The organism is Enterobacter cloacae complex sp. IR5441, from assembly GCF_049238215.1.
Lineage (GTDB): Bacteria > Pseudomonadota > Gammaproteobacteria > Enterobacterales > Enterobacteriaceae > Enterobacter > Enterobacter hormaechei_C.
The window spans coordinates 115,925-130,955 of record NZ_JBMKIA010000013.1; the positions used below are offsets into that span (position 1 = coordinate 115,925).

Annotated in this window: 13 protein-coding genes and 4 tRNA genes; 8 read left to right on the plus strand and 9 right to left on the minus strand. The window is 56.6% G+C overall.

Annotation, left to right across the window (positions count from 1 at the left end; all coding sequences use genetic code 11):
* Positions 1 to 70: 70 nt before the first annotated feature.
* From proV to leuA, 8 genes are all read left to right on the plus strand, one after another.
* Positions 71 to 1,273 (plus strand): glycine betaine/L-proline ABC transporter ATP-binding protein ProV, encoded by a 1,203-nt coding sequence (proV, locus tag ACOTX5_RS15650; RefSeq protein WP_015571658.1) that lies wholly within the window; start codon positions 71 to 73, stop codon positions 1,271 to 1,273.
* Complete coding sequence (gene proW, locus ACOTX5_RS15655) at positions 1,266 to 2,330, plus strand: glycine betaine/L-proline ABC transporter permease ProW (protein WP_015571659.1); 1,065 nt, start codon at positions 1,266 to 1,268, stop codon at positions 2,328 to 2,330. Before proV ends, proW begins: the two co-directional genes overlap by 8 nt.
* 9 nt (positions 2,331 to 2,339) lie before the next feature.
* Positions 2,340 to 3,335: a glycine betaine/L-proline ABC transporter substrate-binding protein ProX gene (gene proX / locus ACOTX5_RS15660; RefSeq protein ID WP_017382774.1), complete on the plus strand. Its 996-nt coding sequence runs from the start codon at positions 2,340 to 2,342 to the stop codon at positions 3,333 to 3,335.
* A gap of 205 nt (positions 3,336 to 3,540) precedes the next feature.
* A complete protein-coding gene (locus ACOTX5_RS15665; protein WP_023304299.1) occupies positions 3,541 to 4,725 on the plus strand; it encodes an MFS transporter in 1,185 nt (394 codons plus the stop codon).
* A gap of 314 nt (positions 4,726 to 5,039) precedes the next feature.
* Complete coding sequence (gene emrR, locus ACOTX5_RS15670) at positions 5,040 to 5,570, plus strand: multidrug efflux transporter EmrAB transcriptional repressor EmrR (RefSeq protein ID WP_017694792.1); 531 nt, start codon at positions 5,040 to 5,042, stop codon at positions 5,568 to 5,570.
* A gap of 130 nt (positions 5,571 to 5,700) precedes the next feature.
* Entirely contained in the window at positions 5,701 to 6,873 is a 1,173-nt protein-coding gene (gene emrA, locus ACOTX5_RS15675; RefSeq protein WP_045911577.1) for a multidrug efflux MFS transporter periplasmic adaptor subunit EmrA, read from the plus strand.
* A gap of 16 nt (positions 6,874 to 6,889) precedes the next feature.
* On the plus strand, positions 6,890 to 8,437 hold the full coding sequence (gene emrB, locus ACOTX5_RS15680; protein ID WP_234101222.1) for a multidrug efflux MFS transporter permease subunit EmrB: 1,548 nt from the start codon (positions 6,890 to 6,892) through the stop codon (positions 8,435 to 8,437).
* Positions 8,438 to 8,622: 185 nt separating this feature from the next.
* Positions 8,623 to 10,278 (plus strand): 2-isopropylmalate synthase, encoded by a 1,656-nt coding sequence (gene leuA / locus ACOTX5_RS15685; protein ID WP_032649278.1) that lies wholly within the window; start codon positions 8,623 to 8,625, stop codon positions 10,276 to 10,278.
* On the opposite strand, the gene ACOTX5_RS15690 is transcribed toward leuA, so the two are convergent.
* From ACOTX5_RS15690 to ACOTX5_RS15730, 9 genes are all read right to left on the minus strand, one after another.
* On the minus strand, positions 10,265 to 11,029 hold the full coding sequence (locus ACOTX5_RS15690; RefSeq protein ID WP_003862181.1) for an AraC family transcriptional regulator: 765 nt from the start codon (positions 11,027 to 11,029) through the stop codon (positions 10,265 to 10,267). The genes leuA and ACOTX5_RS15690 overlap by 14 nt on opposite strands.
* A 53-nt stretch (positions 11,030 to 11,082) precedes the next feature.
* Entirely contained in the window at positions 11,083 to 11,598 is a 516-nt protein-coding gene (luxS, locus tag ACOTX5_RS15695; RefSeq protein WP_017382778.1) for an S-ribosylhomocysteine lyase, read from the minus strand.
* 152 nt (positions 11,599 to 11,750) lie between these two features.
* The gene (gene gshA / locus ACOTX5_RS15700) at positions 11,751 to 13,295 is read right to left on the minus strand and encodes a glutamate--cysteine ligase (RefSeq protein ID WP_023295314.1); all 1,545 of its coding nucleotides are present in this window, start codon (positions 13,293 to 13,295) and stop codon (positions 11,751 to 11,753) included.
* Positions 13,296 to 13,378: 83 nt separating this feature from the next.
* Positions 13,379 to 13,807 (minus strand): YqaA family protein, encoded by a 429-nt coding sequence (locus tag ACOTX5_RS15705; protein ID WP_017692791.1) that lies wholly within the window; start codon positions 13,805 to 13,807, stop codon positions 13,379 to 13,381.
* A complete protein-coding gene (yqaB, locus tag ACOTX5_RS15710) occupies positions 13,804 to 14,370 on the minus strand; it encodes a fructose-1-phosphate/6-phosphogluconate phosphatase (RefSeq protein WP_015571665.1) in 567 nt (188 codons plus the stop codon). Before yqaB ends, ACOTX5_RS15705 begins: the two co-directional genes overlap by 4 nt.
* Positions 14,371 to 14,496: 126 nt before the next feature.
* Positions 14,497 to 14,573: transfer RNA gene (locus ACOTX5_RS15715), tRNA-Arg, on the minus strand.
* A gap of 64 nt (positions 14,574 to 14,637) precedes the next feature.
* Positions 14,638 to 14,714: transfer RNA gene (locus tag ACOTX5_RS15720), tRNA-Arg, on the minus strand.
* Between the two features lie 64 nt (positions 14,715 to 14,778).
* A tRNA-Arg gene (locus tag ACOTX5_RS15725) sits at positions 14,779 to 14,855 on the minus strand.
* A 64-nt stretch (positions 14,856 to 14,919) separates the two neighbouring features.
* Positions 14,920 to 14,996 (minus strand) — tRNA-Arg (locus ACOTX5_RS15730).
* Positions 14,997 to 15,031 lie beyond the last annotated feature (35 nt).

Consider the following 15,031-nt stretch of genomic DNA (forward strand, 5'->3'; position numbering starts at 1 on the left):
GTAATGCCAGTTAACTATTTACCATGGTAATCATATCGACATAAACAAATAACAGGACACTCTCTATTGCATGGCAATTAAATTAGAAGTGAAAAATCTTTATAAAGTATTTGGCGAGCACCCGCAGCGCGCATTCAAATATATTGAGAAAGGCCTTACGAAAGAGCAAATTCTGGAAAAAACCGGGCTATCGCTTGGCGTTAAAGACGCCAGTCTGGCCATTGAAGAAGGCGAGATTTTTGTCATCATGGGATTATCCGGTTCGGGTAAATCCACTATGGTTCGCCTTCTCAATCGCCTGATTGAACCCACCCGCGGACAGGTGCTGATAGACGGCGTGGATATCGCCAGAATATCAGACGCAGATCTCCGCGAGGTGCGCAGAAAGAAAATTGCGATGGTGTTTCAGTCATTTGCACTGATGCCGCACATGACGGTACTCGATAATACCGCCTTTGGCATGGAGTTAGCCGGCACGCCCGCTCAGGAACGTCAGGAAAAAGCCCTTGATGCACTGCGTCAGGTCGGGCTGGAAAATTATGCTCATGCGTATCCGGATGAACTCTCCGGCGGTATGCGTCAGCGTGTGGGATTAGCGCGCGCATTAGCGATTAATCCGGACATCTTATTAATGGACGAAGCCTTCTCAGCGCTCGATCCCTTAATTCGCACCGAGATGCAGGATGAGCTGGTAAAATTACAGGCCAAACATCAGCGCACCATTGTTTTTATTTCTCACGATCTGGATGAAGCCATGCGTATTGGCGACCGTATCGCCATTATGCAAAATGGTGAAGTGGTGCAGGTCGGCACACCGGATGAAATTCTCAATAATCCGGCGAATGATTATGTGCGCACCTTCTTCCGCGGCGTGGATATTAGCCACGTATTCAGTGCGAAAGATATTGCCCGTCGAACACCAAACGGCATTATTCGTAAAACGCCAGGTTTTGGCCCGCGCTCCGCGCTGAAGCTGTTGCAGGACGAAGACCGTGAATACGGTTATCTGGTTGAACGCGGCAATAAATTTGTCGGCGTGGTCTCCATTGACTCTCTGAAAACCGCCCTGAGCGAAAACCAGGGAATCGATGCGGCGTTGATTGACGCTCCGCTTGCCGTGGACGCCGAAACGCCGCTCAGCGAGTTGCTCTCTCACGTGGGTCAGGCGCCGTGCGCCGTGCCGGTCGTCGGTGAAGAACAACAGTACGTTGGCATCATCTCAAAACGGATGCTGCTACAGGCTTTAGATCGCGAGGGGACAAACAATGGCTGATCAATCAAACCCATGGGGCACCACTGAAGCAGCGGACAGCGCGGCGCAATCTGCCGATGCGTGGGGGTCGACGCCTGCGCCTGCCGATGGCGGCGGCGCGGCAGACTGGCTCAACAGCGCACCAGCGCCTGCCCCAGAGCATTTCAATATTATGGATCCGTTCCACAAGACGCTGATCCCGCTGGATAGCTGGGTAACGGAGGGGATCGACTGGGTCGTTACCCACTTCCGTCCGGTGTTCCAGGGGATCCGCATCCCGGTGGATTACATCCTGAACGGCTTCCAGCAGCTGATGCTGGGCATGCCCGCGCCGGTGGCGATTATCCTGTTCTCGCTGATCGCATGGCAGTTCGGCAGCGCGGGTATGGGGATCGCCACGCTCATCTCCCTGATTGCCATCGGCGCGATTGGCGCGTGGTCTCAGGCGATGATCACCCTGGCGCTGGTGCTGACCGCCCTGCTGTTCTGCGTGGTGATCGGCCTGCCGATGGGGATCTGGCTGGCGCGCAGCCCCAGGGCCGCGAAGATTATCCGCCCGCTGCTGGATGCGATGCAGACCACGCCAGCGTTCGTTTACCTGGTGCCTATCGTGATGCTGTTCGGCATCGGTAACGTACCGGGGGTGGTCGTGACCATTATCTTCGCCCTGCCACCGATTATTCGCCTGACCATTCTGGGCATTAACCAGGTGCCTGCGGATCTGATAGAGGCATCGCGCTCGTTCGGCGCCAGCCCGCGTCAGATGCTGTTTAAGGTTCAGCTTCCGCTGGCGATGCCGACCATTATGGCAGGTGTTAACCAGACGCTGATGCTGGCGCTGTCGATGGTGGTGATCGCCTCGATGATTGCCGTTGGCGGGTTAGGTCAGATGGTACTTCGCGGCATTGGCCGTCTCGATATGGGGCTGGCGACCGTCGGCGGCGTCGGGATTGTGATCCTCGCCATCATTCTTGACCGCCTGACCCAGGCTGTCGGTCGTGATTCACGTAGTCGCGGCAACCGTCGCTGGTACACCACCGGCCCTGTCGGGTTACTCACCCGCCCATTTACAAAATAAGGAACAACGATGCGACATAACGTACTTTTTGCCACAGCGTTTGCGACCCTTGTCTCCACCAGCGCAGTTGCCGCTGACCTGCCGGGCAAAGGCATTACCGTGCAGCCGGTGCAGAGCACCATTTCGGAAGAGTCCTTCCAGACCCAGATTGTCAGCCGTGCGCTGGAGAAACTGGGCTATACGGTGAATACCGCCAGCGAAGTGGATTACAACGTGGGCTATACCTCCATTGCCTCCGGTGACGCCACCTTTACCGCCGTGAACTGGCAGCCGCTGCACGACGACATGTATGCCGCCGCAGGCGGTGACAAGAAATTCTACCGCGAAGGCACCTTTGTGACCGGCGCTGCGCAGGGATATCTGATCGACAAGAAAACCGCCGATAAATATCACATCACCAATATTGAACAGCTGAAAGATCCGAAGATCGCAAAACTGTTTGATACCAACGGTGACGGTAAAGCCGACATGATGGGCTGTTCGCCGGGCTGGGGCTGTGAAGCGGTGATTAACCACCAGAACAAAGCCTTCGATCTGGCGAAGACCGTCGACGTGAGCCACGGCAATTACTCTGCGATGATGGCCGACACCATCGCCCGCTTTAAAGAAGGCAAGCCGGTGATCTACTACACCTGGACGCCGTACTGGGTGAGCGACGTGCTGAAGCCGGGCAAAGACGTGGTGTGGTTGCAGGTGCCCTTCTCCTCCCTGCCAGGCGAGCAGAAAGATATCGACACCAAACTGCCAAACGGCATGAACTATGGCTTCCCGGTGAACACCATGCATATTGTGGCGAACAAAGCCTGGGCCGAGAAAAACCCGGCGGCGGCGAAGCTGTTCTCGGTGATGAAACTGCCGCTGGCAGACATTAACGCCCAGAACGCGATGATGCACGCGGGTAAATCATCCGAAGCTGATATCAAAGGCCACGTGGATGGCTGGATCAAAGCCCACCAGCAGCAGTTCGATGGCTGGGTGAAAGAGGCGCTTGAGGCGCAGAAGTAAAACATTTTCCCTCACCCTAACCCTCTCCCAGGGGAAGAGGGAACGATGACCACCCTCTCCCCCTGGGAGAGGGTCGGGGTGAGGGGATCAAACCGCCCCCAACCTTAACCGCACAATCCACCACGTAACAATTCCCCAACATTCACCATCATTGGTTATTATGTTTCCGGAAAAATAATCACTTAACTCACGATTCCTGAAACTAATGACAAAAACAACTCAAGGGCTTAGCCCCGCACTCATCCTTTTAATGTCCGTGGCAACGGGTCTGGCCGTCGCCAGCAACTATTACGCACAACCACTGCTCGACACCATCGCACGCGCCTTCGATCTTTCAGCCAGCTCCGCCGGGTTTATTGTCACCGCCGCACAGCTCGGCTATGCGGCCGGGCTGCTGTTCCTGGTGCCATTAGGCGATATGTTTGAGCGCCGGATGCTTATCGTCTCCATGACGCTGCTGGCGGCGGGCGGGATGTTGATCACCGCCAGCAGCCAGTCGTTAACGATGATGATTATCGGCACCGCGCTGACGGGGCTGTTCTCGGTGGTGGCGCAAATTCTGGTTCCCCTCGCCGCGACGCTGGCTTCCCCGGAAAAACGCGGCAAAGTGGTCGGCACTATCATGAGCGGCCTGCTGCTGGGCATCCTGCTGGCGCGAACCGTTGCCGGGCTGCTGGCGAGCCTCGGCGGCTGGCGCACCGTTTACTGGGTGGCGAGCGTGCTGATGGTTATCATGGCGCTGGCCCTGTGGCGCGGCCTGCCAAGGGTGAAGCAGGAAAATCACCTGAACTATCCGCAGCTCCTCGCCTCCGTTTTCAGCCTCTTTACCCGGGATAAACTCCTGCGCACGCGCGCCATTCTGGGGTGTCTCACCTTCGCTAACTTCAGCATCTTATGGACGTCGATGGCGTTTCTGCTCGCCGCACCGCCGTTTAACTACTCAGAAGGCGTGATTGGCCTTTTCGGGCTGGCAGGCGCGGCTGGCGCACTGGGCGCGCGCCCGGCGGGTGGGCTGGCCGACAAAGGCAAATCTCATATGACCACCTCCGCAGGGCTGGTTTTACTCCTGCTCTCCTGGGCGGCCATCTGGTACGGACACGTCTCCGTGCTGGCGCTGATTGTCGGTATTCTGGTGCTCGACCTCACCGTGCAGGGTGTACATATCACCAACCAGACCGTGATTTACCGCGTGAAGCCGGATGCCCGTAACCGTCTGACGGCCGGGTACATGACCAGCTACTTTATCGGCGGCGCGGCGGGCTCGCTAATCTCAGCCTCCGCCTGGCAGCACGCGGGCTGGACGGGCGTATGCGCCATCGGCGCCATCGTCGCGGCGATAAATCTGCTGGTATGGTGGCGCGGCTATCACCGTCAGGAAGCAATTCACTAAGTTTTACATTGCTTTGGGCCCCCTGGGGTGTAAAGGGGGCCTGCATCTGTTAAGGTAACGGTAATCATTTATCCCAGAAATTTTACTGTGGGTGACATATTTACTACCGGCATGAATAGTTCAGACCCCTGTCCTCACATCCCCTCTTTCGCGGGTACACACCCCACGCTCTCTGTGCTCACCGGGTCACGGATTTACCCGGCGCTTTCTGATGGTGACATACGTTTGGCGGATATAACCGCACAAATAATTCATTTACATTATTTGTCACTGTCGTTACTATATCGGCTGTAATTAATGAGGTTATGCCCAAAATGGATAGTTCGTTTACGCCCATTGAACAAATGCTTAAGTTCCGCGCCAGTCGTCATGAGGACTTCCCGTATCAGGAAATCCTGCTGACCCGCCTGTGCATGCACATGCAGGGTAAGCTGCTGGAAAATCGTAACAAGATGCTGAAAGCGCAGGGGATTAACGAGACGTTGTTTATGGCGTTGATTACGCTGGAGTCTCAGGAAAATCACAGCATTCAGCCGTCGGAACTGAGCTGTGCGCTGGGGTCATCCCGTACCAATGCGACCCGTATCGCGGATGAACTGGAAAAGCGCGGCTGGATTGAACGCCGTGAAAGCGATAACGATCGCCGCTGCCTGCATCTGCAACTGACCGAGAAAGGTCACGAATTCTTGCGCGAAGTGCTGCCACCGCAGCACAACTGCCTGCACCAGCTCTGGTCTGCCCTCAGCACCGCCGAGCGCGACCAGCTTGAGCACATTACTCGCAAGCTGCTCACCCGTCTGGACCAGATGGATGAAGACGGCGTCATCCTTGAGGCGCTGCGCTAACGCGACGATCCGCTCAACATTCCAGATTGCTAAAAAGAAAAACTGACAGGCCAGCACGTGAAACTGCTGGCCTTTCTGACAACAGGTCGGCTCAGCCGATGTGAAAATAAAAAGATCGTGGAGAACAACAATGAGCGCAAATGCGGAGAACCCCCTCCCGCAGCAACCGGCCAACAAAAAGGGCAAACGTAAGAGCGCCCTTATTCTGCTGACCTTGCTCTTTATTATTATTGCCGTGGCATATGGGATCTATTGGTTTTTAGTCTTGCGTCATGTTGAAGAGACAGACGATGCATACGTGGCAGGGAATCAGGTTCAAATCATGGCCCAGGTGTCAGGCAGCGTGACGAAAGTCTGGGCTGATAACACCGACTTTGTGAAAAAAGGCGATGTGCTGGTCACGCTCGACCCGACCGACGCCCAACAGGCGTTTGAAAAAGCACAGACGGCGCTGGCCTCCAGCGTTCGCCAGACCCGCCAGCTGATGATCAACAGCAAGCAGCTTCAGGCCAATATCGACGTGCAGAAAACGGCCCTGGCTCAGGCGCAGAGCGACCTCAATCGTCGTGTTCCTCTCGGCACCGCCAACCTGATTGGCCGTGAAGAGTTGCAGCACGCCCGCGACGCGGTGGCCAGCGCACAGGCGCAACTGGACGTGGCGATCCAACAGTACAACGCTAATCAGGCGATGGTGCTGGGTACCTCTCTGGAAAACCAGCCAGCGGTGAAACAGGCGGCGACCGAAGTGCGTAACGCATGGCTTGCCCTGCAACGTACCAAAATCGTCAGCCCGATGACCGGCTACGTTTCCCGTCGTTCCGTACAGCCAGGGGCGCAGATTAGCACCACCACGCCGCTGATGGCGGTCGTTCCGGCAAACAATCTGTGGGTCGATGCGAACTTCAAAGAGACCCAGCTGGCGCATATGCGTATCGGCCAGACCGCGACCGTGGTCAGCGATATTTACGGCGATGACGTCAAGTACACCGGAAAAGTGGTCGGTCTGGACATGGGGACCGGCAGCGCGTTCAGCCTGCTGCCTGCACAGAACGCCACCGGCAACTGGATCAAAGTGGTACAGCGCTTGCCTGTGCGTATCGAGCTGGATCCTAAGCAGCTGGCAGACCATCCGCTGCGAATTGGCCTTTCCACGCTGGTGACGGTCGATACCGCCAACCGCGACGGTCAGATCCTCGCAAGCCAGGTGCGCAGTACGCCAGCTTATGAAAGTAACGCCCGTGAAATTAGCCTCGATCCGGTCAATAAGCTGATCGATGACATCGTGAAGGCAAACGCCGGTTAAGCCGAAGGTGAGCGTTATGCAACAGCAAAAGCCGCAAAAACCGCTGGAGGGGGCGCAGCTGGTCATTATGACCATTGCGCTGTCGCTGGCGACATTCATGCAGGTGCTGGACTCCACCATCGCAAACGTGGCGATCCCTACGATCGCCGGGAACCTTGGCTCATCGCTGAGCCAGGGGACCTGGGTCATTACCTCGTTCGGGGTGGCGAACGCCATCTCCATTCCCATCACCGGCTGGCTGGCGAAGCGCGTCGGTGAAGTGAAGCTGTTCCTCTGGTCGACGATCCTGTTCGTGCTGGCCTCCTGGGCCTGCGGCATGTCCAGCAGCCTGACGATGCTGATTTTCTTCCGCGTCATCCAGGGGATTGTCGCCGGGCCGTTGATTCCGCTGTCGCAGAGTTTGCTGCTGAACAACTATCCGCCCGCCAAGCGCTCCATCGCGCTCGCGCTGTGGTCGATGACGGTGATCGTCGCCCCAATTTGCGGGCCAATCCTCGGCGGCTATATCAGCGATAACTATCACTGGGGCTGGATCTTCTTCATCAACGTGCCCATCGGTGCGCTGGTGGTGCTGATGACGCTACAGTCTCTGCGTGGTCGCGAAACGCGGACCGAACAGCGGCGGATCGACGGCATCGGGCTGGCACTGCTGGTTGTCGGCATCGGCAGCCTGCAAATCATGCTCGACCGCGGCAAAGAGCTGGACTGGTTTGCCTCTACGGAAATCATTGTGCTGACGGTGGTCGCCGTGGTGGCCATCAGCTTCCTGATTGTCTGGGAGCTGACGGACGATAATCCGATAGTCGACCTCTCGCTGTTTAAATCGCGAAACTTCACCATCGGCTGCCTCTGTATCAGTCTCGCCTATATGCTCTACTTCGGCGCGATTGTTCTGCTGCCGCAGCTGTTGCAGGAGGTGTACGGCTATACCGCAACCTGGGCGGGGCTGGCCTCCGCGCCGGTGGGGTTAATTCCGGTTCTGCTGTCGCCGATTATTGGCCGTTTCGCCCATAAGCTCGACATGCGCAGGCTGGTGACGTTCAGCTTCATCATGTACGCCGTGTGCTTCTACTGGCGCGCGTATACGTTTGAACCGGGAATGGACTTTGGCGCCTCCGCGTGGCCGCAGTTTATTCAGGGCTTCGCCGTAGCGTGCTTCTTTATGCCGCTGACCACCATTACGCTTTCCGGCTTACCGCCTGAGCGGATGGCGGCGGCATCGAGCCTGTCGAACTTCACCCGTACGCTGGCGGGCTCCATCGGGACTTCGATCACCACCACGCTGTGGACCAACCGGGAATCGATGCACCATGCTCAACTCACCGAAGCGGTGAACCCGTTCAACCCTAACGCTCAGCAGATGTATAGCCAGTTTGAGGGGATGGGGATGACGGAGCAGCAGGCGTCCGGCTGGCTTGCCCAGCAGATCACCAACCAGGGGCTGATTATCTCGGCAAACGAGATTTTCTGGATATCGGCGGGGATCTTCATCGTCCTGCTGGGGCTGGTGTGGTTTGCCAAACCACCGTTTGGGGCCGGTAGCGGGGGCGGTGGGGCGCACTAGCCCTGTGCACGGGTTGCCGGGTGGCGGCTACGCCTTACCCGGCCTACGATCGTAGGCCCGGTAAGCGCAGCGCCACCGGGCAACAATCGCCCCCCTTGTCCAAAACGCGACAGCGATTGTCAGTTCCGATAAAGCAGCGCGCCTGAAATCGATTCACGATAGTGAAAAGACAACAGGAGCGCACCATGCTGAACACACCCGCCGACAAATACCAGCCTTACCCCACCCTTTCGTTGCCCGACCGCCGCTGGCCGGAGCAGATTATCACCCGCGCCCCGCGCTGGCTCTCGACCGACTTACGCGACGGTAACCAGGCGCTGGCCGAGCCGATGGACAGCGCGCGCAAGCTGCAATTCTGGGATCTGCTGCTGAGCTGCGGGTTTAAAGAAATCGAAGTCGCCTTCCCGTCCGCCTCGCAGACGGACTTCAATTTTGTGCGTCAGCTTATTGAGGAGAACCGCATCCCGGATGACGTCACCATTCAGGTGTTAACGCAGGCGCGGGACGATCTTATCCGTCGCACTTTCGACTCCCTGCGCGGTGCGAAACAGGCCACCGTCCATCTGTATAACGCCACCGCCCCGCTGTTCCGCCGTCTGGTATTCGGCATGGAGAAAGCGCAAATCGTCGAGCTGGCGACGCGCGCGACGCGCCTGATTCGTCAGCTGTGTGAAGAGAACCCTGACACCCGCTGGCAGTACGAGTACTCCCCGGAAACCTTCTGCTTTACCGAACCGGAGTTTGCGCTGGAGATTTGTGAAGCCGTAGCGGAGATCTGGCAGCCGTGCGCGGCGCGTCCGATGATCGTCAACCTGCCCGCTACCGTCGAAGTGAGCACGCCGAACGTCTATGCCGACCAGATCGAGTATTTCTGCCGCCACTTCAGCCGCCGCAGTGACGTCTGTATCAGCGTGCACCCGCATAACGATCGCGGTACCGGCGTCGCCAGCGCAGAGCTGGCCGTCATGGCCGGGGCTGACCGCGTGGAGGGCTGCCTGTTTGGTAACGGTGAGCGCACGGGCAACGTCTGCCTGGTGACGCTGGCGATGAACCTCTACAGCCAGGGCATTAGCCCGAATCTGGATTTCAGTGATATGAATCGGGTGGTTGAAACGGTAGAAACCTGCAACCAGCTGCCCGTCCATCCGCGCCATCCGTGGGCGGGTCGTCTGGCTTACACCGCCTTCTCCGGCTCGCACCAGGATGCCATCAAGAAAGGTTTCGATGCCCGTAAGCCTGGCGAACGCTGGGAGATGCCCTATCTGCCCGTCGACCCGCAGGATATTGGCTGTACCTATGAAGCGGTGATCCGCGTGAACAGCCAGTCAGGAAAAAGCGGAAGCGCCTGGCTTATTGAGCAAAACCACGGCCTGAAATTGCCTCGCGCCCTGCAACAGGATTTTAGCCAGCACGTGCAGCAGGAAACGGATAACCATGGAAAAGAGATGACGCAGAATGCGCTCTGGCAGCTGTTCCGCGCCCGCTACGGCCTGGTGGCGAGCCCGCCATTAGCGCTGCAATCGTACCGCAGCGACAGCCAGCAGGACGGCCAGCTGCGGCTGACGGCAAGCGTCGCCACGCAAGGGGGCACCCGCCAGCTGGAAGGCCAGGGAAACGGTTTGCTCTCCGCCGCCGCTCACGGCTTAAGCCGCTGGATCAACGCACCGTTTGTGATCAAGGATTATCACGAACATACGTTAGGCGAACGCAGCGACAGCCGCTCGGTGGCCTATATCCGCTGTCTGTTCCAGGATGGGACCAGCCGCTGGGGCGTGGGCATCGACAGCGACGTGGCACGCGCGTCGATTCAGGCGCTTTTTAACGCGGTCAGTCGTTCCTGAAGTAATCGCTGGGTGAGAGACCCATCACCCGACGAAACATTGCCGTAAAGGCGCTGTGGCTGCCATACCCCAGATCCAGCGCCACGCGTAATACCGGCTGGCCCTGCGCCAGCCGCACTAAGGCTTCCAGCAGTCGCGCCCTTCTCACCCACTCGCCGTAGCTCAGGCCTGTCTGCTGCTGAAAATGGCGGTTCAGCGTGCGTTCGCTCATCCCCACAATACCTGCGGCCTGGGCGCTGCTCCAGCTTTCTCCCGGGGCCATTCGAATCTGCTGGCAGAGGTGGCGCAGCGCTTCGCTTTCCGGCTCGGGCAGGTGAAACGGCAGTACCGGCATGAGGCGAATTTCATCGAGGATCAGTTCATAAACACGTTCATCGCGGCTTCCGGGTGCGTAAGATTCAGGAAGCGTAAGGGAGGTCAGGATCAGCTCGCGCAGCAGGGGCGAGATCTGCACGATCTGGCAGGTCGCCGGAAGATCGGCGCGCGCCAGCGGGTCGATAAACAGCGTGCGGGCAGCAACGTTGCCGGTGATGCGCAAGGCGTGCTGCGTACCCGCAGGTAGCCAGACGCCGCGACCGGGCGGCACCACCCAGCAGCCGGATGCGGTATCGACCCGCACGACGCCGGTGAGGCTGTGCAGGAGCTGCGCGCAGTCGTGCTGATGCCACGGCTCGCTGTCGCCATGAGCATAATCATGCGAAAACGGCACAAGCGGGCGATGGGTAAAGGAGAAGGTGGTGGTTGTCGTCATCAGGATTGTAGGCCCGGTCAGCGAAGCGCCACCGGGCATCCACAGGCACGATACTAAATGTGCAGTTCCTGAAGTTTTTCTTTTGGCAGGGCCAGCTCGTCATTGCTGTTTACACGAACATCACGTTCGATGATATGACGGGCAATCTCCTGAGCTTCTTCCAGAGAGTGCATCTGGTAAGTGCCGCACTGGTAAACGTTCAGCTCAGGGATCTGGTTCTGCTCTTTCACCTTCAGCACGTCTTCCATCGCCGCTTTCCACGCATCCGCGACGCGTTTCTCATCAGGCTGACCAATCAGGCTCATGTAGAAACCGGTGCGGCAGCCCATCGGAGAGATATCGATGATCTCCACGCCGTTGCCGTTCAGGTGGTCGCGCATGAATCCGGCGAACAGGTGTTCCAGCGTGTGAATGCCTTTCTCTGGCATCACTTCTTTATTGGGCACGCAGAAGCGCAGGTCGAAAACGGTGATCGTGTCGCCGTGCGGCGTGTTCATGGTCTTCGCCACGCGGACTGCTGGTGCTTCCATACGGGTATGGTCGACAGTAAAGCTATCTAATAACGGCATACGTCACCTCCGATAGTGATTTTTTTAAAATAAACTGAACTCTTCTACAGAATGCGCGTCTGAGTATATGAAAGACGCGCATTTGTTATCATCATCCCTGAATTCAGAGATGTATATTTTGGCCACAGCGATGTGGCCTTTTTCTTTTTGGTTCAGGCCTGCTTCGCCAGAAACGCCTCAAACGACTCCGTATCCGCCGCTTCGACCTCTTTCTGACGCACAACGGACGCATCACGCTCTGTCACAAAATCCGCTTCGCTCAGGATCTCTAACGGCTCCTGCATCAGCATCTCACGGTACTCCGCTGAGAGTGAACGCCCTGTGCCACCAATTCCCTGCTCAATCATAGAACGCAGAATACGTGCTGAGAATGTCAGTTCCGGGTTATCAAAGCTTTCAACCAGTTCGTCGCAGACCTTCTGGTAAGCTTCGCCGCCGTACACGCTGTCCAGCGTCTGGGCTACGCGCTTCAGGTCATGGAACAGATCCTTCCCTACCTTAGACAGTGGGAACTGAGCCGTTTCACAGCCAATACCTAACGTCAGACCCGGCTTGCGCCCTTCCAGAATCACGCGATTCCAGTTGGCACGGGTACACAGCAGTTCGTCGGAACTCATTTCCGGCGCATCCGCCAGTACGCACCAGACCATAAACAGGTCAAGGAAGCGAACCTGCTGCTCGTCAACGCCAATCGGTGAGAACGGGTTGATATCCAGCGAACGTACTTCAATGTATTCAATCCCGCCGCGCTGAAGCGCATCTGACGGGGTTTCACCGCTGCGCGTTACGCGCTTAGGACGAATAGGCGCATACAGCTCGTTTTCAATCTGCAATACGTTGGTGTTAATTTGCAGGCGCTTACCGTCTTTTTCGAGGCCGATTTTTTCGTACTCTTCCGACGGGGTTTTTATCGCCCGCTTCAAGCCTGCCACATATTCGTGCAGATCGTTAAACGTAATTCCGAGATTACTTTGCGATTTATTGGTATAGCCAAGGTCGCTCAGGCGCAGGGAGGTCGCGTACGGCAGGTAATACATGCCACATTCGGTCTTCTCGAACGGCAGCGTGGTCGGTTTCCCTTGCAGGAACGAAGAACAGACGGCCGGTGACGCGCCGAACAGATACGGAATAACCCAGCCAAAACGGTAGTAGTTGCGGATCAGGCGGAAGTAACCCGCGGAGATCGCTTCTTTATCCGTTTCACCGCACTTCGCCTGCCAGAACGCCATCGGCAGAGAGAAATTGTAGTGCACGCCAGAGATCGTCTGCATCAGTGCGCCGTAGCGATTTTTCAGTCCTTCGCGATACAGCGTTTTCAGCCGACCAATATTCGAGGTGCCGTACTGCGCCAGCTCGATATCCTGCCCCTGCTCGATATAGCACGGCATGCTGAGCGGCCACATACGCTCGTCGCCGAGGTTGCGGGCGGTGAAGCGATGCACGTCGCGCATGATCGTCAGCATATGATCAATATCACCGTCTACTGGCGTGATGAACTCCAGCAGCGCTTCGGCGAAATCGGTTGTGATCCATTTATGTGTCAGCGCCGAGCCTAACGCCTTCGGGTGTCCCGTAGTCGCTAAGCTACCATCCGCATTTACGCGCAGCGTTTCGCGCTCAAGCCCACGCTGAATACCCTTCAGTGCCTGAGGGTGATTTTCCAGCCAGGCCAGCGCCTGTGATACGTCCGGGATCAATTTGACCTCCCGCCTGTCAAAAAATTGTCACTCAGCATAATTGTAATGGTTGACGATTGAAGGTCGCGAATTCATTCCACCAATTAGTGCCACCACGTCATACCCTGTAGTGTTACCCATGCCAGTAAAACATAGCGTAACGCCTTGCCAAGGCACAAAAAAAAGAGCACCGGTCCCCAGGAAATGCGCATCCATCCCGCCAGCAGACACAGTAAATCGCCTATTACAGGCATCCAGCTTAATAACAGCGTGGCAGCGCCATAGCGTTTTAGCCAGCCCACTGCCTTTTCCTGCCAGCGAGATTTTTCGCGTAGCGGAAAGAAACGTCCAAGAATAACGTTAGTCAGCCCTCCAAGGCTATTACCCATTGTTGCTATTAAGACCAGCAACCAGGGCTGACTTACGCCGGACAACAGCATCGCCACCAGCACCACTTCCGAATTCCCCGGTAAGAGGGTGGAGCTTAAAAAACTGCTGGCGAATAATGAAGCGAGTGACAGCGCGTCACTCACAGTAAGCGAACGTCCACCGCCGCCATTCCGGCATCACGCGCGGCCTGAATGCCAAAATCAGCATCTTCAAACACCACGCATTTTGCAGGTGGAACACCCATTAATTCTGCACAGAGCAGGAAGGTATCCGGTGCGGGTTTGTGATGTTTAACATGATCGGCGGCAACGACGGCAGAAAAATAGTGGCGCAGGCCAAGGTGGTTGAGTAGTGCTTCAGCAATCGCGCTCTCGCTGCCCGTACCGACAGACATAGGACGACGCCCATGCCACTCCTTGACGACGTCAATGAGTGGTAAAGGCTGCACGGTGTCTAACAGTATGGCTTTTACCGCGTCGGTTTTTTCACGCGCGAGCTGATGCGGGTCGAGATCGGCCTGATTCAGCTCAATCACGGCCTGTGCGATACGCCAGGTGGGCGATCCATTGAGGGCAATCATCGCCTGTAAATCGAAACGCATACCGTAACGGCCCAGGACTTCGGTCCAGGCCTGACGATGCGTGGGTTCGGTATCCAGGAGGGTGCCGTCCATGTCGAAGATCAAACCGTCATACTGTGCGTACATCGTGCTCTCGCTAAACGATTAACAAAGCATTACTTTATCGTAAAAGGGGATTTTTGTCGCTGATTGCGAAGTGATAACAATGAGAGTGATTAAGAACTAAACATCGAAGGGGATCACAAGAAGAGATGGTGCATCCGGGAGGATTCGAACCTCCGACCGCTCGGTTCGTAGCCGAGTACTCTATCCAGCTGAGCTACGGATGCATCGGGATTTACTGCTGTACTTCTCGATACTCATATCACTTCAAAAGCAATATGAATTAAAAAATGGTGCATCCGGGAGGATTCGAACCTCCGACCGCTCGGTTCGTAGCCGAGTACTCTATCCAGCTGAGCTACGGATGCATCGGGATTTACTGCTGTACTTATCGATACTCATATCACTTCAAAAGCAATATGAATTAAAAAATGGTGCATCCGGGAGGATTCGAACCTCCGACCGCTCGGTTCGTAGCCGAGTACTCTATCCAGCTGAGCTACGGATGCATCGGGATTTACTGCTGTACTTATCGATACTCATATCACTTCAAAAGCAATATGAAGTAAAAAATGGTGCATCCGGGAGGATTCGAACCTCCGACCGCTCGGTTCGTAGCCGAGTACTCTATCCAGCTGAGCTACGGATGCATCGGGATTTACTACTGTACTGCTCGATATTCATA

Bases quoted from the DNA above. Each gene is read 5' to 3' on its own strand.
- proV (WP_015571658.1), top strand. From the start codon at position 71: ATGGCAATTAAATTAGAAGTGAAAAATCTTTATAAAGTATTTGGCGAG.
- proW (WP_015571659.1), top strand. From the start codon at position 1,266: ATGGCTGATCAATCAAACCCATGGGGCACCACTGAAGCAGCGGACAGC.
- proX (WP_017382774.1), top strand. From the start codon at position 2,340: ATGCGACATAACGTACTTTTTGCCACAGCGTTTGCGACCCTTGTCTCC.
- ACOTX5_RS15665 (WP_023304299.1), top strand. From the start codon at position 3,541: ATGACAAAAACAACTCAAGGGCTTAGCCCCGCACTCATCCTTTTAATG.
- emrR (WP_017694792.1), top strand. From the start codon at position 5,040: ATGGATAGTTCGTTTACGCCCATTGAACAAATGCTTAAGTTCCGCGCC.
- emrA (WP_045911577.1), top strand. From the start codon at position 5,701: ATGAGCGCAAATGCGGAGAACCCCCTCCCGCAGCAACCGGCCAACAAA.
- emrB (WP_234101222.1), top strand. From the start codon at position 6,890: ATGCAACAGCAAAAGCCGCAAAAACCGCTGGAGGGGGCGCAGCTGGTC.
- leuA (WP_032649278.1), top strand. From the start codon at position 8,623: ATGCTGAACACACCCGCCGACAAATACCAGCCTTACCCCACCCTTTCG.
- ACOTX5_RS15690 (WP_003862181.1), bottom strand. From the start codon at position 11,029: ATGACGACAACCACCACCTTCTCCTTTACCCATCGCCCGCTTGTGCCG.
- luxS (WP_017382778.1), bottom strand. From the start codon at position 11,598: ATGCCGTTATTAGATAGCTTTACTGTCGACCATACCCGTATGGAAGCA.
- yqaB (WP_015571665.1), bottom strand. From the start codon at position 14,370: ATGTACGCACAGTATGACGGTTTGATCTTCGACATGGACGGCACCCTC.